The organism is Nonomuraea sp. NPDC049714, assembly GCF_044465295.1.
GTDB lineage: Bacteria > Actinomycetota > Actinomycetes > Streptosporangiales > Streptosporangiaceae > Nonomuraea.
In genome coordinates this window covers 74,225-96,324 of record NZ_JBITLM010000012.1, presented here as the reverse complement: position 1 = coordinate 96,324, position 22,100 = coordinate 74,225, and the positions used below count along the sequence as shown (strand labels likewise).

Here is a 22,100-nt window from a genome sequence, read left to right as displayed (position 1 = left end):
GTGTAACGCTTGGTACCGTGATGGGATTCCCATCCACGGCGTGATCCAATCGCGCTACCGGCTAGCAGTTGGACGGCGGGGGCTCTTGAGGCGTCGAGATCCCGGCCTCAGATCCCCTCGGGGACCTCGTTGCCCGCGGCGCGGATGGCCTTCGGCAGGTTGACCAGGGCCAGCAGGACGAAGCCCAGCACGAAGAACACGATCATCGACAGGATCGCGATGCGGTAGCTGTTGGTGAGCTGCAGCGCGATCGTCACGGTGAGCGCGCCGATGAAGGCCGAGCCCTTGTCGCTGATCTGCAGGAGGCTGAAGTACTCCGCCTCCTTGCCCTTCGGGATCACCTGGGAGAACAGCGAACGCGACAGCGCCTGGCTGCCGCCGAGCACGATCGCGATGGCGAAGGCCATCAGATAGAACTGCAGCGCGTCGCCCTCGCGTACGAACAGCGCCATCACCACGATGACCGTCCACAGCACCAGGCTGGCCAGCACCGTGCGCTTGGTGCCGAACCGGCGGGCCAGCGTGCCCAGCAGCAGCGCGCCGAAGAAGGCGACGAACTGCACCATCAGGATCGCGCTGATCTGCACCGTCCGGTCCAGCTTGAGCGCCTCCGAGGCGAAGGCCGCGCTGTTGCCGATGACGGTCTGGATGCCGTCGTTGTAGACCAGGTAGGCCACCAGGAACAGCAGCGTCAGCGGATACTGGCGCAGTCCCTTGAGCGTGCGGCCGAGCTGGCGGAAGCTGCCGCCGACCGCGGCCCGCGTGGTGTGCTCGTGCGCCGGGACCGGCCGGTTGCGCAGCCTCAGCAGCGGGACGATCGTGAACGTGGCCCACCACAGCCCCGCCGACATCATGCTGATCCGCACCGACTCGCCCTCGGTCAGGCCGAGACCCTCGTGGTTGAGGTAGAGCGCCAGGTTGAGGGCCAGCAGCAGGCCGCCGCCCAGATAGCCGATGGCCCAGCCCCGCGAGGAGACGTGGTCGCGCTCCTGCGGCGTGGAGATCTGCGGCAGGAACGAGTCGTAGACCACGATCGAGGCGCCGTAGGCCAGGTTGGCCAGGACGAACAGGACCCCGCCGAGCATGTAGCGGTCGCCCTCGACGAAGTAGAGGCCCATCGCCGCCAGCGCGCCCGCGTAGGCGAAGACGCCGAGCATCTCCCGCTTGCGGCCGATGTGGTCGGCCAGCGCGCCCACGATCGGCAGGATGAGGATCTGCCCCAGCACCGCCACGGTCGTGATCAGCCCGAAGAACGCGGCCGGCCTGATGTCCATGCCGAGCACGTCGACGTAGCCGAGCCCGGGATTCTGCACGGCCAGCTCGTCGAAGCCGGCCACACAGGTCGCGGACGCGATCTGCGGGAAGTCTTTGGCGCAGGCCGCGGTCTTGGCGACCGGGATCAGGTACGGGCCGAGGAAGACCGAGATGATCGTGGTGTAGAAGGCGGAGTTGGCCCAGTCGTAGAGATACCAGCCACGCTGCTCGCGCCTGCGTGCCGCGGGGGATTCGGCGGTGGGGTCCGCGGGGGGTGCGGTGGTGGGCATGTGTCGAGTCGCTCCTAAGCGGCCATGCGGCCGGGATGCCACTGGTCGCGCCGCTCGAGCACGTCGCGCAGCCCGGTGATGTTGTCGGTCATGATGCCGTCGACGCCCAGATCGAGCAGCTGCTCCATCTGCGCGGCGTCGTTGATCGTCCAGACGTGCACCTGCATGCCGACGGCGTGCGCCGTGCGGACCAGGCTCCGGGTGGTCACGCGCAGCCCGCGGAAGCCCATCGGGACCTGGGCGCACGGGATGCCCGCCCGGGACAGGCGGGCCAGCAGGCGGCCGTAGCCGGAGGTGGTGGCGGCGGCGCGCAGGGTGGCGACGCCGCGCGGGCCGAGCGCCGAGCAGACCTCGCGGCCGAGCGCCGCCCTGGCCAGCACCAGGCGCTCGTCGGAGAAGGAGGTCAGGCAGATCCGGTCGTAGGAGTCGGTGCGCCTGACCGCCTCGGCCAGCGGCGCGATGGCGGCGGCCTCCTTGACGTCGATGTTGAAGCGGATGTCCGGCCAGGTGCCGAGCAGGTCCTCCAGCAGCGGGATCTCGTGCGTGCCGCCGATGCGGGCCCGCTTGACCGCGCTGTAGGGCAGCTCGGAGATGCGGCCGCGGCGGTCGGTCACCCGGTCCAGGGTGTGGTCGTGGAAGGCGAGCAACACCCCGTCGGCGGTGGCGTGCGCGTCGGTCTCCAGGTGGGTGTAGCCGAGCCGCACGGCCCGCTCGAACGCCGCCGCCGAGTTCTCGGCGCCTTCGGCGGCGCCGCCGCGGTGGGCGAAGGCGAGCGGGCCCGGGTGGTCCAGAAAGGAGAATCGACGGCTGAGCACGGTCTGCAGTATGCCTTTCGCGGGTGAACAATGAGGTTACGAATCAGGGAGATTCTGCCATTCCTGACGGCGGGCCTCGGCGAGCGCGATGGCCGCCGCCACCGAGACGTTGAACGAGCCGACCCGCCCGACCTGCGGGATGTAGCAGACGCCGTCGGAGGCGTCCAGCAGGGCGGGGGAGCAGCCGTGGTCCTCGCTGCCGACCACCAGGCACACGTCGCGGGCCAGGTCCGCGCGGTGCAGCGGGACGGCGTCGCCTGTGAGCTCGATGGCCAGCACGGTGTAGCCGTCGTCCCTGGCGGCCTTGACGGCCTCGGTGGCGGGCACCGCGTCGTGCCAGGTGACCAGGCGCTCGGTGCCGAGCGCGGTCTTGCCCGCCTTCGGGTTGGTCGGCGGGGTGGCGTTGCCGGCCAGCCAGATCGTGTCGACGCCGAACGCGGCGGCGCTGCGGAAGATCGAGCCGACGTTGAACGGGCCGGTGACCGACTCCAGGATCAGCGCGAGCCTGTTCCCGGTGTTTCTGCGCCAGGTGCGGTTGAGCCGCTTGACGTCGGTGGGGCGCAGTTGCCTTCTCATCGAATCTCCTTGAGCTCGGAGACCCCGTCCTTCAGGGCGGGGAGGAAACGTGGGACGGTGCCTCGAACAAACGCGCGACTGTCAGGTGATCGCGCGATACGATGCGAGGCGTGGCGCAGCTCGTGAAGCGGGCGTTCAAGTACCGCTTCTACCCGACCTCTGAGCAACGCCTGTGGAGCTGACGTAAGACCTCACAGAGAGTCCTCTCTGGCGGGCAGTCGGCGGTGAAGCAGGAAACCCTGCGGGCAACCGTGGGAATCCGCCTCGTTCACGAGGGGGAGGAAGTCAACGGTGCACCTTCAGGATTCGGTAGGCGGCCCGGGAGGCCTCGCGGGAGGCCTGCCAGCCCTGCTCGCCGAGCCAGCGCTGCAGGGAGTCGGAGCCGAGATGTTTCTGGACGACCAGGTGGGCGACGCCGTCGGGCGTCAGCCGCGACAGCCACCTGGTGAGCATGTCGTGCAGGGCCGCCTTGCCGATGCGGATGGCGGGGTTGGACCAGATGGCCTTGAACGTGACGTCCGGGGGCATCTCATCCACATGCACCGACCGTACTTTGTAAAGGCGGGCGGCCCGTGCGTTGCGTTCGGTCAGCTCCACGCTGCGGCGGTTGACGTCCACGGCCCAGACGGTCGCCTCGGGAGCCCGGGTCGCCATGGTCAGCGCGATCGGGCCGTAACCGCAGCCCAGGTCGAGCAGGTCGCCGTGCTGGGGCGGCGGCGGCACCGTCTCCAGCAGCACCCGGGTGCCGAGATCGACCCGCTCGGGCGAGAACACGCCCCTGTCGGTCTCCAGCCGCAGGTGCAGGTCGGGCAGGACCAGGTCGACCGAGCCGGGGCGGCTCGCGGTCGCCGGGTCCTCGGAGAAGTAATGGGCCACGTGGGAAAACGTTACGGGATACGCGTACCGAACAGGACCGCGGCGCCCGCGACCAGCAGGCCCAGTATGATCGCGGCCACGATGAACTGCTGGGTGATCTCCTGGTTGACCAGCTTGAACCCGAGCGAGGTGCCGATCTGCTCGTAGACGTCGCGCAGCTCGCTGCCCGACTCGGCGCTGTAGGCGCGGCCGCTGGTGCCGTCGGACAGGGCCTGGAGGGTCTGCTTGTTGACCGGTACGTTCACCGGCCGGCCGTCGATGGAGACCGTGCCCTCCTGGGTGCCGTACGCGATCGTGTTGACCGGCACGCTCGCCTGCTGGGCCGCGTCGGTGGCCTCCTTGACCGAGCGGCCGGAGGTGTTGTCGCCGTCGGACAGCAGCACGATGGCGGCCGGCGGCGGGTCGGTGGCGGCGTCCTGGTCGAAGGAGCGCACCGAGTCGAGCGAGTTGAAGACCGCCTCGCCGATCGCGGTGCCGGGCCGGGTGGTCAGGTTGCCGATCGCGGTCGCCACGGCCTGGTGGTCGGTGGTGGGGGAGACGACCACGTTGGCGGAGCGGGCGAAGGAGACGACGCCGACGTTGAACCGGTCCGGCAGCTCCTCGACGAACGCCTGGGCCGCGGCCTTGGCGGCGCTGATCCGGTCGGGGTCGACGTCGGCCGCGTCCATGGACAGCGACACGTCGAGGGCGATCATGATGGTGGCCCGGTCGCGCGGCACGCGTACCTCGTCGGCGGGTCTGGCGGCGCCGACGACCAGCAGTGACATCATGAGCAGGAACAGGACCGGCGGCACGTGCCGCCGCCAGCCGGGGCCGGCCGGCGCGACGAGGTTGAGCAGCGCCAGGTTGGTGAAGCGCACGGTGTAGCGGCGCCGCGCGAACTGCGCCGCGACATATCCGGCCAGGAGCAACGCCATCAGGGCGAACAGCCAGAGCCAGCCAGGCGACAGAAAAGTCAAGAGGTCACCTTCCGGTGTGCCAGGTGGCGGGTGCGCCGCTGGCGCATGACGAACTGCGCGATGTCGAACACCCAGTCCCGGTCCGTGCGGAGCACGAGGTGGGCCACGCCGGCGCGGCGGAGGGCGATCCGGGTGCCGTCCCGCTGCAGGGCGGCGGCCTCGGCGTACGCGTGGCGGATTTTGGGTGAAAGGTGCACTTCGCGTACTTTCCCGGTCTCGGGGTCGGCGAACGCGACGCGGCCCACGTCCGGCAACTCCAGCTCGCGCGGGTCGATCACCTCCACCGCCAGCACCTGGTGACGGGCGGCCAGCCGCCTGATCGGCCGCTCCCAGGGGCGCTCCACCTCCGGGTCCAGGCTCGGTTCCGCGTCGAGGAAGTCCGACACCACCACCCGCATGCCCCGCCGCCTGCGCGAGGCCGACAGCACGTCGATGCCCTCGGCCAGGTCGGGCGGGTCGGGCACCACCTGGCCGCGAGGCGCGTCCATCAGCGAGTGCAGCAGCCCGTACAGCGCGGGCCTGCCGGTGCGGGCCGGCATGCGGTGCAGGAACTCGTCGTGCAGCACCAGCGCCCCGAACCGGTCGCCCATCCTGCTGGACAGGAAGCCGATCGCGCCGACCGCGGCCACCACCAGATCCCGCTTGTCGGTGTCGGCGGTGCCGAAGTCCATGCTGGGCGACAGGTCGGCCAGCGCCCACGTCTCCAGCTCGCGGTCGGCGATCAGGTCGCGGACGTGCGGCACGGTCGTGCGCGCGGTGACCGCCCAGTCCATGCGGCGCACGTCGTCCTCGCCGGGCACGTAGACGCGGCTGTCGCCGGCCTCGCTGCCGGTGCCGGGCAGCAGGCCCTGGTGCGCGCCGTGCAGCAGGCCGTCCAGCCGCCTGGTCACCGTGAGCTCCAGCCGGCGCAGCGCCTGCTCGGCGGTATTCATAGGTCGCTCACCGGTTCTGGTTCCAGACGACGAGGGGCGGCGGCACGGCGTGCAGGATCTGCTTGACGACCTGCTCGGGATCGACGCCGTCGGCCAGCGCGTCGAAGGTGAGCATCAGGCGGTGCGCCATCACGTCCACGGCCACGTCGCGCACGTCGTCGGGCAGCAGATAGTCGCGGCCGCGCAGTACGGCCAGCGCGCGCCCGGCCGCGACCAGGCCCAGGGTGGCGCGCGGGCTGACGCCGATCTCGATGGTGTCGGTCAGGTCGGCCAGGCCGTACTCGGCGGGGGCGCGGGTGGACATGACCAGGCGGACCACGTAGTCGGCGACGAGCTGGTGCACCGAGACCTGCTCGGCCGCCGCCTGCAGCGCCATCAGCTGCTGCGGGTCGAGCACCCGCGCGGGCGTGGGCGGGGTGACGCTCATCCGGTGCAGGATCTCCAGCTCCTCGTGCGCGCTCGGATGGGGCACCCGGACCCGGAACAGGAAGCGGTCGCGCTGCACCTCCGGCAGCGGGTAGACGCCTTCGGACTCGATCGGGTTCTGGGTGGCCAGCACGATGAACGGCCTGGGCAGCGGGTGGGTGACACCCGCGAGCGTGACCTGACGCTCGGCCATGACCTCCAGGAGTGCCGACTGCACCTTGGCCGGGGCGCGGTTGATCTCGTCGGCGAGCAGGAAGTTGACGAACACCGGGCCCAGCTCGACGTCGAACTTCTCGGTGGAGGGATGGAAGACACGGGTGCCGACGATGTCGCTGGGCACCAGGTCGGGGGTGAACTGGATGCGGGCGAACGTGCCGCCCACGACCGTGGCCAAGGTGGCGGCGGCCAGCGTCTTGGCCACACCGGGCACCCCCTCCAGCAGGCAGTGGCCGCGCGCCAACAGGGCGACGACCAATCTCTCCACCATGTGGTCCTGCCCCACGATGACACGCCGTACCTCGTCGAGGGTTTGACGCAGCAGAGCCGCGTCCGTTCCGCCTGGCTGCTCTTCGGCGACGCTCATGACGCTATTCCACCAAACGTGCCGCAAACGTGCACGACGCCACGTCTGTGCTTTCATGGCAGATGTGGCAAGTCCGCTGCAGTACGGTGATCCGCCACGGCTGGGGCCGTTCGTGGTGCAGGCCCGCCTGCAATCGGCCCCGGCGGGGTTCGTCTATCTCGGCCAGGCGCCCGACGGGCGTGCGGTCTCGCTGGCCGTACTGACCCGGGGGGCGGCGATCGACGCGGCCGCCCGCGAGCGGTTCGTGACCGCGCTGCGCGAGGCCGCGCCGGCGGGGGACCGGTCGGGCGTGCGGAGCTGGCTCGGGCTGGGCGCGAGGACGCGGGCGACCGTCACCGAGGACGCGCCGCCGGTGCTCGACATGAACACCGGGCACGCGCCCTGGGTCGCGGTCGCGTACGTGCCGGGCAGGCCGGGCGCCGAGCGGTTCCTGGAGCCGGTGATGGTCGGCGGGACGCTCATCGGCGTCGCGCACGGCCCCGACTTCGTCCCTTACTGGCTGACCGACCGGGCTCCCGCGCTCGCGCCGCCGGTGCGCCGCCGGCCGCTCACCGAGACGCGGCGGCGGGTGCTGATCGCCACGGCCGTGCTCCTGGCGCTGCTGCTGCTCCTGGTGACGATCGTGCTGCTGATGCTGCTGGGCAGGTCCGGCAGCGATCCGATGCCCAGGCAGCTGCCGCCGACGGTCTTCCTGCCGACGCCGCCGCCGATCCCCACCACGCCCTACCCGCAGGAGCCGTCGCCGTCCCCGTCGCCCCCGCGCAGTGGCGAGCCGACGCCCGGACGGTCGCCGGGGGACCAGCCGCCGCAGGAGCCGCAATTGTGAGTTGAGCCTCCCGTGACGTGAGGCTCTAGCGTCCACGGCATGAGATTCATCGTTCACGACACCGTCGCCGCCATGGCCGGACTGCTGCGGCTGCCGCTGGATCGGCGGCCCGACGCGCTCCGCGAGCTGCTCGCGCCGATCCGCTCCGCCATCCCGATGCCGGGGGACATCGTCGACATCCACCACCAGGGCGGCGGCTTCCGCGTCGACGCCGACGACCCACGCTACCTCGACGCCGTCCAGCGGCTGGCCGCCGCCGACGTGCTCGGGCAGGTCGAGCGGGAGCTGACCCGCGCCGCCGGCGCCTTGAGCCACCTGAAGCAGGCCGAGACGCTGCAGGTGATGTTCGTGCTGGGGAACCCGGACGACGAGCACCTGATGAAGGTCAGCGGCGGCTACTACGGCATGGGCGGCGCGCCCGGCTGGCTGTACCTGCTGGCCTGGCCCGACGAGGAGATCATCGGCCGGATCGCGCACCTGGCCGTGCACGAGTTCCACCACAACGTTCGCTACACCAACGTCGAGTGGAACCCGGCGACCGTGACGGTCGGCGAACACGTCGTGGCGGAAGGGCTGGCGGAGGCCTTCGTCAGGGAGCTGTCCGGGCCGGAGGCCATGGGACCCTGGTCGGGCATGGTGCGGGGGGAGGAGTACGACCGGGCCTACGAGCTGATCATGGCGGACTTCGAGCTGGCGGGCATGCAGCACACGTCCGCGTACGTGCTGGGGGACAGCGCGATGCGGCTGTTCGGCCAAGAGCCGCGCGGCATTCCGGATATGTCGGGATATGCGGTGGGGTTGCGCCTGGTGGAGGAGCACCTCGCGGCCACCGGCATGACGGCGGCACAGGCCACGGGACTGCCGGTCGCGGAGCTCGTGCGGAGGTAGTCGCGGGGTTCCGGCCCGTACGGATCGCGTGCCCCTTGTACGGTTCGCCCCCCGGGACGTCAGCGGGGTGAGACGAAGCCGGACTCGTAAGCGGCGATGACCGCCTGGGTGCGGTCGCGGGCGCCCAGCTTGGTGAGCACGTTCCCGACGTGCGTCTTGACGGTCTCCGGGCTGACCACCAGCTCGGCGGCGATCTCGCCGTTGGACAGCCCCTTGGTCATCAGGCGCAGCACGTCACCCTCGCGCCCGGTCAGCCGGCCGATGCCGGGCACCTCGGCGACGGGCCGGCGGCCGGCGAGTGTGCGGATCGCGGCCGGGAACAGGAGCGACTCGCCGGCGGCCACCAGCTTGACGGCCCGCACCAGCTCGTCCGGCCGGGTGCGCTTGAGCAGGAATCCGTCGGCGCCCGCCCGGAGCGCGTCGTAGACGTAGTCGTCGTTCTCGAACGTGGTCACCACCAGCACCTTCGGCGGCGCCTCCAGCTCCATGAGGCGGCTGGTGGCCTGGATGCCGTCCACCGCCGGCATCCGTACGTCCATCAGCACCACGTCGGGCCGCTCGCGGCGCACCACCGGCAGCACCGCCGCGCCGTCAGCGGCCTCGCCGACCACGCTCAGGCCGGGCTCGGAGTCGATGATGATGCGCAGACCGGTGCGGATGAGGTCCTCGTCGTCGGCGATCACGACCCTGATTGTCATGACAGCGACCGTAGCGGCAGGCGCACCGACACCCTCCAGCCACCCTCCACCGGGCCGGCGTCCAGCTCACCGCGCAGCAGCCGCACCCGCTCCGCCATCCCGGTGATCCCCCTGCCACCCCTGAGCTCGCGGCCCCCGCCGTCATGCTCGGCGCCGTCTTCAGCGTAGCGGCCTGTCGCGTTGGTCACCTGGAGGTCCAGCACGTCCTCTCGTACGCCGGCCGTCAGGTCCACCGGACCTTGACCGTGTTTGATCGCGTTGGTGAGTGCCTCCTGGACGATGCGGTAGGCCTCCCTGGAGACCATGGCGGGGACGCCGGACAGGTCGCTCACCTCCCGCCGCACCTCGGCGCCCGATGCGGCGACGAGCGCGTCGAGATCGGCCAGCGTCGCCTGCGGCGCCCTGCCCTGTGACACCGGCTCGCCGCTGCCCCGGCCTCCACGGCCCTCTTCGGCAGCGCCTGATGGACGGTCTTCGGCGGTGGGGGAGCCACCCCGCTGCCCGCCTTCGCCTCGCACGTCCCCGTCTCGATCCTCGCCCGCACGCAGGACGCCCAGGACGTGGTCGAGGTCCTCCAGGGCGGCGCGGGCGGACTGCTCGATCGCCGCCAGGGCGGTCCTCGCGGTGGCCGGGTCTCGGTCGAGGACGCGGCTCGCGGCGGCGGCCTGCAGGGTGACGACGCTGAGCGCGTGACCCACCGAGTCGTGCAGTTCCCGTGCCAGCCGGTTGCGCTCGGCCAGGGTGCGGGCGTGCTCCTCGGCGGTGGCGAGCCGCTCGGCGGGCGTGGGGCCGAGCAGTGCGGGAGCGAGCCGGGCCAGCAGCGCCCCGGCTCCGGCCGCCACCACGACCAGCAGCCCGAGCGTCACCAGCCCGAGCAGCGCCCAGCCGACCCCGGGCCAGCCGGGCTCCACCGCCAGGCCCAGCACCTCCGTGGACAGGCTGACGAACGGCAGCGAGAGGGAGAACAGGGTGAACGGAACCACCGCCAGCGTGAACCCGCTGACCAGACCGCCGATCGCCAGGTGCAGCGTGAACCAGGCGGCCGTGCGCCGCCGCTCCTGCCACGACCGGCGACCGTGCGCGGGCCCGGACGCGAACTCGACACGGGCGCCCAGCAGCCCCTGGGCGGCGTTCACCTCCAGCGAGCGCACCGGCAGGAACAGCCCGGTGAGCGCGACCACGGGCAGCACCGCGCCGAAGACGCCGATCTGCGTGGGCAACAGCAGGTTGGCCGCTTCGCCCTGCGCCAGCCCTGAGATGAGGACCCCCGCCATCATGTACGGCATCAACAGGGCTCCGCCCAGGATCAGGCATGCCCAGCGCCGGGCCAGCAAGAGGTTCCATCTCACAGCAGTGATTGTATGTCGACCTTAATTCGCTCATGGAGTAATGCGCCTTGAGAGAAATGCGCCGCCAGCGAAAAGATTCCTTTATGCGCGACGTCCGGGGCTAGCGTCATCGGTGTAATTGATCCACGGAAAGGCGATGCCCATGACGGAGACTCTGCGCCCGCAGTGGCCTGACCAGCTCAGTCAGCGCCTGCTGCAGCAGCGCATCCTCGTTCTCGGCCAGGAGGTCGACGACGATATTTGCAACAAGCTGTGTGGCGAGCTCCTTTTGCTGGCGGCCGAGGATCCCACGGCGGACATAACTCTCTACATCAATTCCCCGGGCGGTTCCGTGCCCGCCGGGATGGCGCTGTACGACATGATGCAGTTCATTCCCTGCGACGTGGCGACGGTCGCGATGGGCTTCGCCGCGTCCATGGGCCAGTTCCTGCTCTGCTCCGGTGCTCCTGGCAAACGCTACGCCCTGCCCCACGCCCGGGTCGTGATGCACCAGCCGCTCGGCGGCATCGGCGGCTCGGCCACCGACATCCAGATCCAGGCCGAAAACCTCCTCTACACCAAGCGCCTGATGGCCGAGCTCATCGCCCACCACACCGGCCAGCCGCTGGAGCGCATCCAGGCCGACTCCGACCGGGACCGCTGGTTCACCGCCCGGGAGGCCCTGGAGTACGGCTTCGTCGACCACATCGCCGAAGGGATGAACTGACATGAGCGGACGTTACGTGCTGCCCTCCTTCACCGAGCGCACCTCCTACGGCATCAAGGAGATGAACCCGTACAACAAGCTCTTCGAGGACCGGGTCATCTTCATCGGCAGCCCCATCGACGACACCGCGGCCAACGACGTGATGGCGCAGCTGCTCACCCTGGAGTCGATCGACCCCGACCAGGACATCAACCTCTACATCAACTCGCCCGGCGGATCGTTCACCGCGATGACGGCCATCTACGACACGATGCAGTTCATCCGGCCGGACATCCACACCGTCTGCATCGGCGAAGCGGCCTCGGCGGCGGCGGTCCTGCTGTCGGCGGGCACCCCCGGCAAACGCGCCGCCCTGCCCCACGCCCGCATCCTCCTCCACCAGCCCGCCACGGAAGGCGGCCGCGGCCAGTCCAGCGACCTGGAGATCCACGCCAGAGAGATCCTCCGCATGCGCGACCAGCAGGAGGAGATCCTGGCCAGAAACACCGGCCGCACCCCACTGGAGATCCGCAAGGACATCGAACGAGACCGCATCTTCACGGCAGAGCAGGCCCGCACCTACCACCTGATCGATGACATCTACGCCTCCAGAAAACGCACCCTGACGACCACCCACTGACCCCCTCGCGCCCGCCTCCACGCGCTCGTGAACGCCCCGGACGCCTGCCCATCGAGACACCCCCGGTCACCCCACGTCTGGTCCGATGGCGCCGGCCCCGGCCGGGACTGACGTGACACAGAGGCTGGATGCGGTGCCGGGGCGGGCGGCGGGTAGATCTGCGGCGGAGTGACATCAGGCAGAAGGATCTCGGACGGTGGGACGCCCGACTCGCACCGGGGCCGGATTCGTCGCCTGGCAGATCTCCATGCCCGCCGCGGTCCCGGAGGAACGCTTGGGTGACCCTCGTCCAGGGTTGCGCCCGTCCGGCGATCCGGCCCGGGCGCAGTCAAGGTCTTGGCACCGACGGCCGTTCCACCGCATGATCGATGATGCGTCCATGGTCCACCAGCACCACCTGGTCTGTTGGCTGGATGCGTGGAAGCCGGTGCGCGATGATCACCAGGGTTCTCCCCCGGCAGTGCGCCCGGAGGGCGTCGTACACCTCGTCCGAGGTGACGCCGTCGAGGGCGCTGGTGATCTCGTCGACGATGAGCACCTGCCAACTGGCGAGCAGTGCCCTGGCCACCGCCAGCCGTTGACGCTCGCCGCCGGACAGTTGGTGCCCCTCCACGCCGATGGGGGTGTCGAGGCCGTGCGGCAGTTTGGACACCAGGTCGTCCAGACGGACGGCGGCGATCACCCGGACGATGTCCTCCTCGGTCACAGCGTCGCGGGCGAACATCAGGTTCTCCCGTATCGATGCGTCGAACAGGGTGGTGTGCTGCGGCACGATCGTCGCCACATCGCGCAACTCCGCGCCGCCGGCGCCGTCGACCTGGACGGTTCCGGTGGCCGGGCGCAGGAGACCGGCAACGATCAACCCCAGAGTGCTCTTGCCCGACCCGGTGCGTCCCCGCACGACGGTGACGGATCCTGCGGGCAGGTCCAGGTCGATTCCACTGAGCACGGTCCGCCCGTCGTCGCCGTACCGGTGGCCCACCTCGCGCAGAGTCACACTGATCCCGGTGCCCGGCACGGGGGCCGGGCCCTCGTGGATCGACAGCGGCTCCGGCAGGTCGAGGTACTGGATGACGCGCTCGAACTTGGCCAGCGAGACATGCAGGCTGCTGGACAGGTGCAGAAGAGATTGGATGGGCTGGGCCAACTGCATCTGCAGGATCACCATGACGATCACGGTTCCGATGCTCAGTCCGGAGACCGCCGTACCGGACACCCAGAACACCAGGGGCGGCACACAGGCGAACGACGCCCCGATGATCACGTAGGCGGTGGCGCCCACGACTCGCTGCCGCACCGTGATCTCACTCAGCTGCCGGCACACCTCGACGAACCGTTCGAGCTGTCGGCCCGAACGATGCAGCGTCCGGCCCAGGATGACCCCGCCCAGGCTGAGGTCCTCGGCGGCGAAACGCAGCAGTGAAGTGATGTGGCGCTGCCGTTGCCTGGCCAGGTCCTGGCGCCGCTTGGCGAAGCGGTGGTTGAGCAGCGCCAGCATGTACGCCATGGCGAACGAGAGCAGAGCCAGCTGCCAGCTCAGCACCAGCATCGCGATGCCCGAGGCGGCCAGCGCGGTGAAGGAGCCCAGTGCCTGCTGCACGGTGCTGGTGACGAACCGGTCTATCCCCTCGATGTCGCTGACCAGCCGGGCCTGCACTTCCGAGGTGCTCTCCTCGGTGTAGAAGGCCAGCTCCTGCGACTGGGCTCGGCCGTACACGGTGGCGCGCAGGGTGGTCGTCACCCGCTGGCCGATGATGTTGGTGAGCGCCACGTTGCCGACGTCCAGAGCGCTGCTTGCGACCCCCAGGACGACCATGAGCGCGCATAGCAGCGTCAGCAGCACGACGTCGCCCTGGAGCAGCCCTTGATCGATGACCATGCGGGTCAGCAGCGGGTTGGCCACTCCCAGCGGCACGGTGATCACCACGATGATCAGCGAGGCCACCATCCGCCACCGATGCGGGCGGAACCAGGTGAGCATGCGCCGGAGTACGGCGGTGGCCGTCATGGGAAGGGGTGCGGGTCGGAGGTGAGCTCTTCTGGCGCCAGGTCCCGGTCACGATGACCGAGCAGCCGCGGCACCGTCAGCAGCCGGGGCAGATCGTCGAGACGGCGGTGGTCGTGCCCGAAGGTCATCGACAGTGTGCCGGGAATCAGCACCTTCACGCAGGCGAAGCCGCCGGCCCTGTGCTCGGAGCCGGTCTGGTCGATCACGATCACATCGAGCCCGGTGTCGAGATAGCGCTTGACCGTCTCGGTGAGCACACTCGTCAGGTCCGTACCGGTGAAGGCCCGCGCGGCTCCGATGTCGGCCGGCGTGCGGCGGCCCGGCGATTCGGTCAGGAAGCCGAGCCGCTGCGCGGCGGCCGGATGCGCGTACAGCAGGGCGTGGTCCTCCATGTCCCGGACGAGCCCGGGATCGGCCACCATCTGCCGCGCCCGATCACTGTGCTCGGCGTACTTCTCACCTACGGGAACGATGCTCGACGCGACTTCCGAAAGCGCGTTGGCCATGGCGCGTTCGGGGTCGGGGCTGGACCCGGCCGCGGAGATCGTCGCCGCCCGGCCGTCATCGACCGGGTTCACGGCGATGGCCCACACACAAGGGATCTGCTGCTCGACGCTGATGTCGTGGAAGGACACGTCGTATCCGGTCTCCGCCTCCACGGACGCGTGCTGCAACAGCAGCCGGCGATCGGCGACCCCGGCCAGTTCGATGCGCGGTGCGGGCATCCTGCAGTACCAGGTCAGCAGGAAGGCATCGCGCTCCGCGACCTCCAGGACGCCATGCAGGACGGCCTCTTCGAGGGAGCCGCCGAGCGCGCATCCATTGGAGATCTCGTAGACCAGCTCGTGCCCGTTCTGGTAGTAGGCGCAGGACTCCGGCACCAGGATCGGCTCCTTCCGGGCGAAGGAGTAGCCCCACACCCAGGTGTAGGTCTCGCTCACGTCGAACGGCCGATACCGGAAGCCGGGCAGGCGGTACCGTTCCGGGGGGTAGAGGCCCAGGGTTCGCGGATCGAGTGCGTGCCCGGCCACCTCGGCGAAGCTCGCGCGCACCGCTTGCCTGCGTGCGCCCGGGGCCCCGCCGTACCTCTCAAGTCCTTCCAGCACGGCTATGCGCCTGCCGGCGGCGCGCGTCTCCGCGCGCCCGTAGCCCGCCACCTTGCCGACGCGCCCGCCCACGCTGGCCGATGCGACGGCCAGTACGCCTGCCACCCATTCCGAGATCGAGCCGATCAGTCCACATTCTGGGTCGACATACAGCGCCTCCAGGTCTTCGGTGACCTCTCGCGTCCGGAAGCTCCCTTCGCGATGCATCTGCCGTGGTTCCAGGACCAGGTCTGCCAGCTGGGCGGTGTCATGCGGCGCGTCACCGCAGGTGCCGCAGAACGCATCCGGCAGGAACGGGTGCACGCTGACATCCAGGCGTTCCAGATTCACCAGGAGAAGGGCCTGGCGCGTTCGGGGCGTGGCCCCTTCTGACAGCAGGGCGACCTCGGCCGCGACGAGTTCGGCCACCTGCGTGGCGGCGAGCCGGGTGAGCCAGGACGACGGGCGTTCGCGCAGCGCCTGGCCGTGCCTTCGCCAGATGACTCGGTGCCCCTCCTGGTCGGCACGGACGCGGCGCCGTCGCCGCTCGGCGCAGGACACGCAGCCCGCGTCACCTGGGGTCTCCATGGGGCCGATCACCACCTGGCCGACCTCCGCGCGGACGCGCAGCCAGGGCACCGCGAGCGCGGTGGCGGCCGCCCGCATCTCCGCGGTGCGAGCGGTGTTCCAGCTGTCGTCGGCCGCGATCAGCAGGCACGGGCCGCCGGACACCTGCGCCGCCGTGTCATGACAGCTGACCTGCCGGCCGGCCGCCAGTTGATCGGCGATCGCGTCGCGCATCAGCCCGCGCCCGATCAGCGCCACCTCACGCATCACCCACCACCACCCGGGTCAGATAGGGCATGATCGCGGCTACTTCCTGATCATGATCAAGAGGTACGGCCAGCGCCACCCGCCCGCCGGCGCGTAGCCGCGACGCCACCTCTGCCAGGTCTCCTGCCGGGGTCGGGGTTCGTCGCCATGGGCCGCGCAACCGAGCCGGCAGCGGTTCCGCCTGGCCGTACAGGGTGGATTGCACGCGCACGAGCGCGGACCTCAGCCCCTCTCCCAGTGCCTCGGCCGGGTCCAGGTCGGCGAAGTAGCCGATCGTGACCTCGCCGGCGCAGTACGCGAAGGCCGGGATCCCCAGCGAACCAGTGAGGTCGTACACTTCGGGCAGTTCGTTGAGGCGGGCGAGGACATCGCGGCATCTGCGCCCCTCCTCGTGCAGGTCGACGGCCGTGACGTCGATCCGCGGAAAAGGCTCGGCGCGCGAGGCGAGGCCGGCCGTGATCATATGCAGGAACCGGCCGGCCAGTCCCTTGCCGAGGGCGTGCTCCCAGCTGTCCCCGGCCGCGAGCCCGGCGCGTCCACTCCCGAACACGTCGGCGGCCGGGATCAACCGAGCTCTCTCCGGGCGGTCGATCTCGTGCGCCCAGACGTCGGATCCGATCAGCCTCCGGGGATCCACTGTGCGCGCTCCGTAGGCGGCCAGCGCCCGGCGCGCGGCGTCGCGGTGCGCGGCGTCATGGCCGAATCCGGAGCCGATCTCGGCCTCCCCGTCCGGCAGTGCGGCTCGGCACAGGTTCACCAGCACCTGCGGCGCGTCGGCATCGGTGAGCCTGACGACCCCCAGGTGCTCGTCGACGCAGGGGGCGATCCTGCGCAGGAACGAGCCGTGGTCGAGGTGTTCGCCTGTCAGGAGTTCCCGTACCCGCTGAAGGAACTCCTCGCGGGAACGCGCGGACGCCGGGCGGGCGAGGGGGTGGGGCAGGTACGAGTGCCGCGTACGCCGCCACGTACCCTGCTCGATCCGGACCACGCGGCCGCGTTCGGCGGGCGGCATGGCGCCGGTCAGCTCACGGTAAGCGGCCTGGACCAGACTCGCGGCCGCTCCCGGCGGCGCGGTTCCGCCCTGCTCCGCCGCGGCGGCGCCCATCCGCCGGCTCGCATCGTCCCACCCCGGCGCCCCGGGCGGGAGCAGCCAGGTGGCATCGCCCGTGAGGACCATCAGGGCGAGGGGGATCGCGCGCTCTTCGCAGGCGCGCTGCAGCGGTAAGGCAGTCGGCCCGTCGCCCGCATAGAACACCAGGTCGATGCCCTCGGGCAGATCGGTCACCGCAGTGAAGGAGAGGTCCAGCACCGTGATGTCCCGCAAGCCGGACGCCGACGCCGCCCGGTGCAGCTGTCCCAGCATCGGCTCGACGCCCGCCACCACCACGGCGCGTTCGACGTAGCGGGCATCCCGCTCCTCTTCGAGGGCGTCGCAGGTCCGCAGGAGCTCGATGACCTGCGTCACCGCCTTCTCCCGGTCGGGCGGCAACCCGGCGGTCAATTCCTCGATCGTGTACGTGCCGTCGAGAAACGGCGTGAGCCGATCGACCCATCTAGCGATTGCTGTCCCATCGATCCGTGCCAGCCCGCGATGCGTGAGAATGCGGACGCCGTCGCCGGTCGGGGCCAGGTAGACGTCGTCACGCAACCGCAGCCTCATCGCTTCGCTCCCCGCGGGACGGAGCCGAGTGTGAATTCGCCCACCGAGCCTTCTTCCATCGCGTCCAGGCCGGTGGCCGCCGCGAACGCGGTGGCGTTCCCGCCGCCGAGCGCGCAGGGCGCCAGCTCCATAGCGGTCGCCACGAGGTACATCGTCTGGAAGAGGACGCCGACGTTCTTCATGATCAGCGAGTACGCCATCGACTGGTAGCTCCACATGACGCGTCCGAACCGTGCCGCGATCACCAGGAGCACCTGCGGCTCCTGGCGCACCGTCGCCGATGCGGCAGCGGTGCGCAGGAGCCGCCGCACCTCGGGGATGGCGCCGCAGATCCGTTCCAGCCGGTGGTGCTGCGGATCGTAGTGATAGAGCCCTTGCTCCAGCCCGGAGACCTGCCGGACCACCGGGTAGATCTCCAGCTCGTGCAAGGCCCCGCCGCTGGGATAGGGCCGGCTCACATGGTCGACGCCGTCGACGCGGTAGACGTCCCGGTTACGCGAGCAGCGGTAGAGGAACTCCCCGAGTTCCGCCGCGGTCAGCGGGTTCGACCCGTCATGCCGGCGAATCGAGCGCCGCTGTTCCAGCACAGTGGTCAGGCCGAGGTCGCCGGCGCGCACGCGACTCAGATCGGGGCGGGCGAGTTCGACGATCTCGCCGTCGAACGGCTCGCGGAGGGCCGCCTGCGGGGCTGACCTCCCGGCGGCCCAGTCGCCCTTGCCGTACGGGATGCCGGGCAGACGCGTGCGGCTGCGGTGATGGAACCACAGCTCGTGCGGCTGCCAGGTCGACAACCGGTCGTCCTCGTCGTCGGCCCGGGCGACCGCCATGCCACCGGCCCACAGGTCGCGGCGGAGCCGGCGCAGAGCCGGGACGTCGTCGTCGGCCAGCCGCGACGGCCCGAGCCAGGCCAGGGCACGAGAGTCGTGCAGCCGCACGCGGCACCATGAGCGCGGAGACTCCAGGACCACCTCGCTCCCGTCGCTGCGGGCGACCGCGAACCGCGACAGCACCAGGTCCTCGGGCATCTCACCCTTGGGCAGGTCCTCCGGTCCTTCCGGCTCCACGGTGTAGATGTCCTTCCCGAACCAGGTCACGGTGGCGTGCAGCCACCCCTCGCTCCGCAGCAGGCTCAGGTCCTGCTCCACCAGCTCTTCCACCGGGACCGGTTCCTGGGCCAGCCGGTGCAGCAGAGCCTGCTGCGCCGTGTTCAAGCGACCCAGCGCCGTGCTGTGCGGCCAGCTGAGCAGGTAGTAAGAGCTGTCCGGAGTAACGCCCCCCGACACGCCCGGGCGGATCCGGACGCTTTCCTCGATCTGCGATGTCATGCCGGCTGCTCTCCCTCACACATGTCCAGGACGGTCCGCGTGGCCAGGGAGGAGGCGTACCGCTCGGACAGCAGGTCGACCCCCAGGCGGTTGGCCGCAAGGTGTGCGCACGTCGTCATCACCGCGGGCTGCCGCCGGAGGTCCAACTCCTTCTGCAACCCCGCCATGGTCTGCGACCAGCCCGCCAAACCGTCGTCCGGCGGCATCCGATCCGTCTGCTCGACCAGCGCCCGCATGCGCCGGCCCAGGGGCAGCAGGATGTCGCGTTGCCGCGCGAAGAGGTCGGCGTGATCCCCCTCCCGCAGCGCGCTTCTCCCGAGCCGGAACCAGACGATGAGGTACATCGCCACGACGGCGGTAATCCGCTGCCTGGGCGTGACCCCTGCCGAGAGCATGGACAGGACGATCCTGCTGGAATCCACGAAGTGCTTTTCCACAGCCGCCATCGCGGCTCGCCCGTAGCGCCGATTCTCCCTGCGGTAGGGAATGAACGACACGGAATTGTTCGGCGCCAGTTCGCGGGTGAAGCCCGCCATCCCTTCCCCGTGGGCCAGCAGAGCGGCCGTCTTCTCATACTCCTGCTGGCGCATGGTGCCGGCGGAGGGGCGGGCACGGAAGAAGGTACGGCACTGGGCCTCGATGACGCGCCGTACCCGGTCGTGGTCGCCCGGCTTCGCTCTCACGCGCAGGCGTACGTGTGGTCCGGCGTCCCAGTAGCGGAGAAAGAAGAAGTCCGGACGGTCGCCCCCGTCCGCCAGTTCCGCCACGATCGGGGGAATCACATGGACGATCACGGAATCCTGGTCGCCGTGATAGAAGAGATGCGCGCTCACCCACTCGTCGTGGCCCACGTCAATCGCTCCACGCCGCGACATCGATCACCATCTCCATGACGTGGTCCCCGCCGTAGTTCTCGTGTGCTGACATCGGATCGGGCAGTGCCTCCTCGAAGAGGACCGCTTCGTTCGGCTGTCGCAACAATTCGTTGAAGGCATGCATGAGGAAAGGGTTGGCGAAATCCAGGTAGAGCGGCTTGTGCTCATGGGGACGCTTTCTGGCGAAGCTTTTGACGAAGCACGTCTCCGGAATGCCCGCTTCCTGCCGCCAGGCGGTCAGCCGTACGAGATATCCGGCCATCGGCTCGTTCGCGCGCCGCGCGGGGATGTTCGCCGGCGTCATGTGACGGCTCGCCCGGCGCACCACGACGCGCCCCACCCGCGCCCGCGGGGTCACCGTCACCTCGGGCGTGGCCGTCCAGTGTCCCCGCGGCGCGATGCCCATGACGGGCTGGGGAGGTTCTTCGCCGAACGCCCTGACGAGCAGGTGCGCGGCGCGCGGAAGCGTCCATGGGGCGCTGCTGCCGAGATGCAGCGGCCAGACCTGCCGGTCGAGCCTTCCTGACCGCAGTCGCAGCAGTTCGCGCGTGTGGTCCCGCTCCACCCACAGGTCGCGCAGATCGAGCCGGCCGGCCCCCGGCCGCACGTCACCGTGCCACGGATAGGTGATCTCGTACGGAGCGCAGGGCTCCCGGACGTTCAGTGAGGTTCCCAGTGACCCGCCGAGAGCGGCGAACACCGGATAGTCGCCGGGAGGCTGTGCCCACGCCTCGGTGCGGACACCGGTCAGGTGGTCCAGGCGGCTGTGGCCCTTGCCGTATCCGGTGAAGATGTTGTTGATCACGAATGCGGGGCCTGACTCGTCCGCCAGCGGCTGCCCGTACACCCCCACCGAGTGCAGGTCGTCCAGCCAGTGGGGGAATCCGGCCACCGCGTCGGTCAGCTCGCCGGGATCGACGCTGACGACCCCGTCAGGTCCGGCGTCCCGCCACAGCAGGTCGGCCGCGGTGTCGCGCAGGGTGTGCAGTTCGTGGATGCGGTCGAACACGCTTGCTCGCCCGTTTCCGGACGAATGCCATAACCGGCCGATCTCCCTGCCCGCCGGAGAACCGCTGGCGATCTCCTTCATGACCTCGTGGTAGAAGGCCAGAAAAGGAGTCGGGGGCCGCTGCCCCCACCAGGAGTTCAGCGCGATCTTCAAGTCCTGGCCGAAGCTGAACAGCGCCAGCCACCGGCGGATGACCTGCAGGTCGGCCAGCACCGGCTGCCACGCGCGACGGCCGCACTCGGCCAAGGGCTCCCGGGCCACGGCCGTGTCGAAGGTCAGGCTCGTGATCGGCTGCCCCAGGTGGCCGGACAGGCTGCCCACCGCCTGGCGCACCGAATCCAGTCGCCGCCGATGCAATGCGACATCCTCGACCGGTACGGCCGCGCGCACGGCCTCGTCGACGGCCAGGAGAAGTGAGCCCTCCTGCGCGAACTCCGCACCGAGTGACCGTAACCAGTGCCCCGCCTCGCCCGGCGTGGTGATCTGCCCGCCCGGCTGCGGCACGATCTGCAGCAAGCCGATCTCGACGAGATGATCAAGGAAGGCCTCCACCTGCGCGGGCTGGGCGTCTCCCGCCACCTCCAGCTCGCCGGCGAGCTCACCGAAGGTGATCGCGGCGTCGTCGGGGATCAGCTTCAGGCAGGCGCGGATCGCCGGGGTGCCATCGATCGTGAGCATCGCCTCCGCCGGAGGAGGACCCAGGAAACGCAGCCGGTCACCGGCGGCGACCACACTGGGATTGACGCGGGTGATCATGCCGTGCCGCAGCCGTCCGCCCGTGACCAGTGCCGCGTGCAGCTCTGACCGCGCGACATGACCGAGGTCGAGCACGCCCATCACGCCGCCCAGGCCGTCTGCGCACTGACGGACCGCCGCATCGTCGTCCGTCCACGTACCGCGTCCCGTCACCATGAACGTGCTGAAAGGGCTGGTCTTCGCCGTGGCCCGGACCAGGTACTTGGCCAGGGCGGGCGCCAGCCGCCGGGTGGCGCGGCCCGGGTCGGCCAGCCACTTGTCCAGGTCCGCGGAGAGATCGGGGCTCGCCTGCAGGAGCGCCCGTCGGAAGACCGGGGCGGACGCGAGGTCCCGCAGCCGGCTCTCCAAGACCGCCGTCTCCGATCTGATCAGTTCGTCCAGATCCTGCCCGCCGCCACGCCACTCGTCACAAGCGGTCAGCCAGCGGCGCACCCTGTCCGCGAGGTCGCAGCTGAGCAGCTCCCGCGTCGCCGGGCTCCACTCGCGCGCAGTGGGCCTGCGCCCCTGGTAGACGGCCCGCCGCAGGCCGACCAGCTGCGGCCTGGCCGGGTGCGCCGCCACACGTGCGATCACCTGGTACAGCTCGTCACTCAGCGTCGCACCCTCGGTTTGCACCCACCGCCGCACCGAGAGCCGGTCCTGCACGGCCTGTCCCACCTCGTGGAAACGCAGTTCCCGCAGGACAGCGGCCGGCAGGCCGGCCAGCCGGATCAATGGAACAGCGATCATCCCTCACCTCACCTGATGAACC

General features: G+C 70.3%; 20 protein-coding genes. 5 read left to right on the top strand and 15 right to left on the bottom strand.

The window, feature by feature from the left end:
• Nucleotides 1-107: 107 nt before the first annotated feature.
• From ACIBQX_RS37325 to ACIBQX_RS37315, 3 genes are read right to left on the bottom strand one after another with little or no spacing between them, the layout of a single operon-like run.
• Complete coding sequence (locus tag ACIBQX_RS37325; protein ID WP_397013069.1) at nucleotides 108-1,544, bottom strand: MFS transporter; 1,437 nt, start codon at nucleotides 1,542-1,544, stop codon at nucleotides 108-110.
• A gap of 14 nt (nucleotides 1,545-1,558) precedes the next feature.
• Nucleotides 1,559-2,359: a glycerophosphodiester phosphodiesterase family protein gene (locus tag ACIBQX_RS37320; RefSeq protein WP_397013067.1), complete on the bottom strand. Its 801-nt coding sequence runs from the start codon at nucleotides 2,357-2,359 to the stop codon at nucleotides 1,559-1,561.
• 36 nt (nucleotides 2,360-2,395) lie between these two features.
• The gene (locus ACIBQX_RS37315; protein ID WP_397013065.1) at nucleotides 2,396-2,935 is read right to left on the bottom strand and encodes a TrmH family RNA methyltransferase; all 540 of its coding nucleotides are present in this window, start codon (nucleotides 2,933-2,935) and stop codon (nucleotides 2,396-2,398) included.
• Between the two features lie 101 nt (nucleotides 2,936-3,036).
• Here ACIBQX_RS37315 and ACIBQX_RS37310 point away from each other — a divergent pair, with 101 nt between their 5' ends.
• Nucleotides 3,037-3,117, top strand: coding sequence for a helix-turn-helix domain-containing protein (locus tag ACIBQX_RS37310; protein ID WP_397013479.1), 81 nt, complete (start codon nucleotides 3,037-3,039; stop codon nucleotides 3,115-3,117).
• A gap of 103 nt (nucleotides 3,118-3,220) precedes the next feature.
• On the opposite strand, the gene ACIBQX_RS37305 is transcribed toward ACIBQX_RS37310, so the two are convergent.
• From ACIBQX_RS37305 to ACIBQX_RS37290, 4 genes are read right to left on the bottom strand one after another with little or no spacing between them, the layout of a single operon-like run.
• Entirely contained in the window at nucleotides 3,221-3,811 is a 591-nt protein-coding gene (locus ACIBQX_RS37305) for a class I SAM-dependent methyltransferase (protein ID WP_397013063.1), read from the bottom strand.
• Nucleotides 3,812-3,822: 11 nt separating this feature from the next.
• Nucleotides 3,823-4,770, bottom strand: coding sequence for a VWA domain-containing protein (locus ACIBQX_RS37300; RefSeq protein WP_397013061.1), 948 nt, complete (start codon nucleotides 4,768-4,770; stop codon nucleotides 3,823-3,825).
• Entirely contained in the window at nucleotides 4,767-5,702 is a 936-nt protein-coding gene (locus tag ACIBQX_RS37295; protein ID WP_397013059.1) for a DUF58 domain-containing protein, read from the bottom strand. Before ACIBQX_RS37295 ends, ACIBQX_RS37300 begins: the two co-directional genes overlap by 4 nt.
• 7 nt (nucleotides 5,703-5,709) lie before the next feature.
• Nucleotides 5,710-6,711, bottom strand: a complete 1,002-nt coding sequence (locus ACIBQX_RS37290; protein ID WP_397013057.1) for an AAA family ATPase — start codon at nucleotides 6,709-6,711, stop codon at nucleotides 5,710-5,712.
• A 55-nt stretch (nucleotides 6,712-6,766) separates the two neighbouring features.
• Here ACIBQX_RS37290 and ACIBQX_RS37285 point away from each other — a divergent pair, with 55 nt between their 5' ends.
• Nucleotides 6,767-7,537, top strand: a complete 771-nt coding sequence (locus tag ACIBQX_RS37285; RefSeq protein ID WP_397013055.1) for a hypothetical protein — start codon at nucleotides 6,767-6,769, stop codon at nucleotides 7,535-7,537.
• A gap of 39 nt (nucleotides 7,538-7,576) precedes the next feature.
• Nucleotides 7,577-8,425: a DUF2268 domain-containing protein gene (locus ACIBQX_RS37280; protein ID WP_397013053.1), complete on the top strand. Its 849-nt coding sequence runs from the start codon at nucleotides 7,577-7,579 to the stop codon at nucleotides 8,423-8,425.
• A gap of 59 nt (nucleotides 8,426-8,484) precedes the next feature.
• Here the strand turns inward: ACIBQX_RS37280 and ACIBQX_RS37275 are convergent, their stop codons facing one another.
• Complete coding sequence (locus ACIBQX_RS37275) at nucleotides 8,485-9,123, bottom strand: response regulator (RefSeq protein ID WP_397013051.1); 639 nt, start codon at nucleotides 9,121-9,123, stop codon at nucleotides 8,485-8,487.
• Nucleotides 9,120-10,472 (bottom strand): sensor histidine kinase, encoded by a 1,353-nt coding sequence (locus ACIBQX_RS37270; RefSeq protein ID WP_397013049.1) that lies wholly within the window; start codon nucleotides 10,470-10,472, stop codon nucleotides 9,120-9,122. The genes ACIBQX_RS37275 and ACIBQX_RS37270 overlap by 4 nt, the downstream gene beginning before the upstream one ends.
• Nucleotides 10,473-10,614: 142 nt before the next feature.
• Here ACIBQX_RS37270 and ACIBQX_RS37265 point away from each other — a divergent pair, with 142 nt between their 5' ends.
• Nucleotides 10,615-11,178, top strand: coding sequence for a ClpP family protease (locus tag ACIBQX_RS37265; RefSeq protein WP_397013047.1), 564 nt, complete (start codon nucleotides 10,615-10,617; stop codon nucleotides 11,176-11,178).
• Between the two features lies 1 nt (nucleotide 11,179).
• Nucleotides 11,180-11,797, top strand: a complete 618-nt coding sequence (locus ACIBQX_RS37260) for an ATP-dependent Clp protease proteolytic subunit (protein ID WP_397013045.1) — start codon at nucleotides 11,180-11,182, stop codon at nucleotides 11,795-11,797.
• Nucleotides 11,798-12,125: 328 nt separating this feature from the next.
• On the opposite strand, the gene ACIBQX_RS37255 is transcribed toward ACIBQX_RS37260, so the two are convergent.
• Genes ACIBQX_RS37255 through ACIBQX_RS37230 form a run of 6 tightly spaced genes read right to left on the bottom strand, consistent with a single transcriptional unit; the run spans nucleotide 12,126 to nucleotide 22,078 of the window.
• A complete protein-coding gene (locus ACIBQX_RS37255; RefSeq protein WP_397013043.1) occupies nucleotides 12,126-13,778 on the bottom strand; it encodes an ABC transporter ATP-binding protein in 1,653 nt (550 codons plus the stop codon).
• A 23-nt stretch (nucleotides 13,779-13,801) separates the two neighbouring features.
• Nucleotides 13,802-15,724, bottom strand: coding sequence for a TOMM precursor leader peptide-binding protein (locus ACIBQX_RS37250; protein WP_397013041.1), 1,923 nt, complete (start codon nucleotides 15,722-15,724; stop codon nucleotides 13,802-13,804).
• Nucleotides 15,717-17,384 carry a hypothetical protein gene (locus tag ACIBQX_RS37245; RefSeq protein WP_397013039.1) on the bottom strand — a complete coding sequence of 556 codons (1,668 nt, stop codon included), beginning with the start codon at nucleotides 17,382-17,384 and terminating at the stop codon, nucleotides 15,717-15,719. Before ACIBQX_RS37245 ends, ACIBQX_RS37250 begins: the two co-directional genes overlap by 8 nt.
• The gene (locus ACIBQX_RS37240) at nucleotides 17,381-18,709 is read right to left on the bottom strand and encodes a SagB family peptide dehydrogenase (RefSeq protein WP_397013037.1); all 1,329 of its coding nucleotides are present in this window, start codon (nucleotides 18,707-18,709) and stop codon (nucleotides 17,381-17,383) included. Before ACIBQX_RS37240 ends, ACIBQX_RS37245 begins: the two co-directional genes overlap by 4 nt.
• A complete protein-coding gene (locus ACIBQX_RS37235; RefSeq protein ID WP_397013035.1) occupies nucleotides 18,706-19,560 on the bottom strand; it encodes a lantibiotic dehydratase C-terminal domain-containing protein in 855 nt (284 codons plus the stop codon). Before ACIBQX_RS37235 ends, ACIBQX_RS37240 begins: the two co-directional genes overlap by 4 nt.
• 1 nt (nucleotide 19,561) lies before the next feature.
• A complete protein-coding gene (locus ACIBQX_RS37230) occupies nucleotides 19,562-22,078 on the bottom strand; it encodes a lantibiotic dehydratase (protein ID WP_397013033.1) in 2,517 nt (838 codons plus the stop codon).
• Between the last annotated feature and the right edge of the window lie 22 nt (nucleotides 22,079-22,100).

What these genes read in the sequence shown, in the direction of transcription:
- ACIBQX_RS37325 (WP_397013069.1), bottom strand. Translation starts at nt 1,544, where the DNA reads ATGCCCACCACCGCACCCCCCGCGGACCCCACCGCCGAATCCCCCGCG.
- ACIBQX_RS37315 (WP_397013065.1), bottom strand. Translation starts at nt 2,935, where the DNA reads ATGAGAAGGCAACTGCGCCCCACCGACGTCAAGCGGCTCAACCGCACC.
- ACIBQX_RS37310 (WP_397013479.1), top strand. Translation starts at nt 3,037, where the DNA reads ATGCGAGGCGTGGCGCAGCTCGTGAAGCGGGCGTTCAAGTACCGCTTC.
- ACIBQX_RS37295 (WP_397013059.1), bottom strand. Translation starts at nt 5,702, where the DNA reads ATGAATACCGCCGAGCAGGCGCTGCGCCGGCTGGAGCTCACGGTGACC.
- ACIBQX_RS37290 (WP_397013057.1), bottom strand. Translation starts at nt 6,711, where the DNA reads ATGAGCGTCGCCGAAGAGCAGCCAGGCGGAACGGACGCGGCTCTGCTG.
- ACIBQX_RS37285 (WP_397013055.1), top strand. Translation starts at nt 6,767, where the DNA reads ATGGCAGATGTGGCAAGTCCGCTGCAGTACGGTGATCCGCCACGGCTG.
- ACIBQX_RS37280 (WP_397013053.1), top strand. Translation starts at nt 7,577, where the DNA reads ATGAGATTCATCGTTCACGACACCGTCGCCGCCATGGCCGGACTGCTG.
- ACIBQX_RS37275 (WP_397013051.1), bottom strand. Translation starts at nt 9,123, where the DNA reads ATGACAATCAGGGTCGTGATCGCCGACGACGAGGACCTCATCCGCACC.
- ACIBQX_RS37265 (WP_397013047.1), top strand. Translation starts at nt 10,615, where the DNA reads ATGACGGAGACTCTGCGCCCGCAGTGGCCTGACCAGCTCAGTCAGCGC.
- ACIBQX_RS37260 (WP_397013045.1), top strand. Translation starts at nt 11,180, where the DNA reads ATGAGCGGACGTTACGTGCTGCCCTCCTTCACCGAGCGCACCTCCTAC.
- ACIBQX_RS37255 (WP_397013043.1), bottom strand. Translation starts at nt 13,778, where the DNA reads ATGCTCACCTGGTTCCGCCCGCATCGGTGGCGGATGGTGGCCTCGCTG.
- ACIBQX_RS37250 (WP_397013041.1), bottom strand. Translation starts at nt 15,724, where the DNA reads ATGCGTGAGGTGGCGCTGATCGGGCGCGGGCTGATGCGCGACGCGATC.
- ACIBQX_RS37245 (WP_397013039.1), bottom strand. Translation starts at nt 17,384, where the DNA reads ATGAGGCTGCGGTTGCGTGACGACGTCTACCTGGCCCCGACCGGCGAC.
- ACIBQX_RS37240 (WP_397013037.1), bottom strand. Translation starts at nt 18,709, where the DNA reads ATGACATCGCAGATCGAGGAAAGCGTCCGGATCCGCCCGGGCGTGTCG.
- ACIBQX_RS37230 (WP_397013033.1), bottom strand. Translation starts at nt 22,078, where the DNA reads ATGATCGCTGTTCCATTGATCCGGCTGGCCGGCCTGCCGGCCGCTGTC.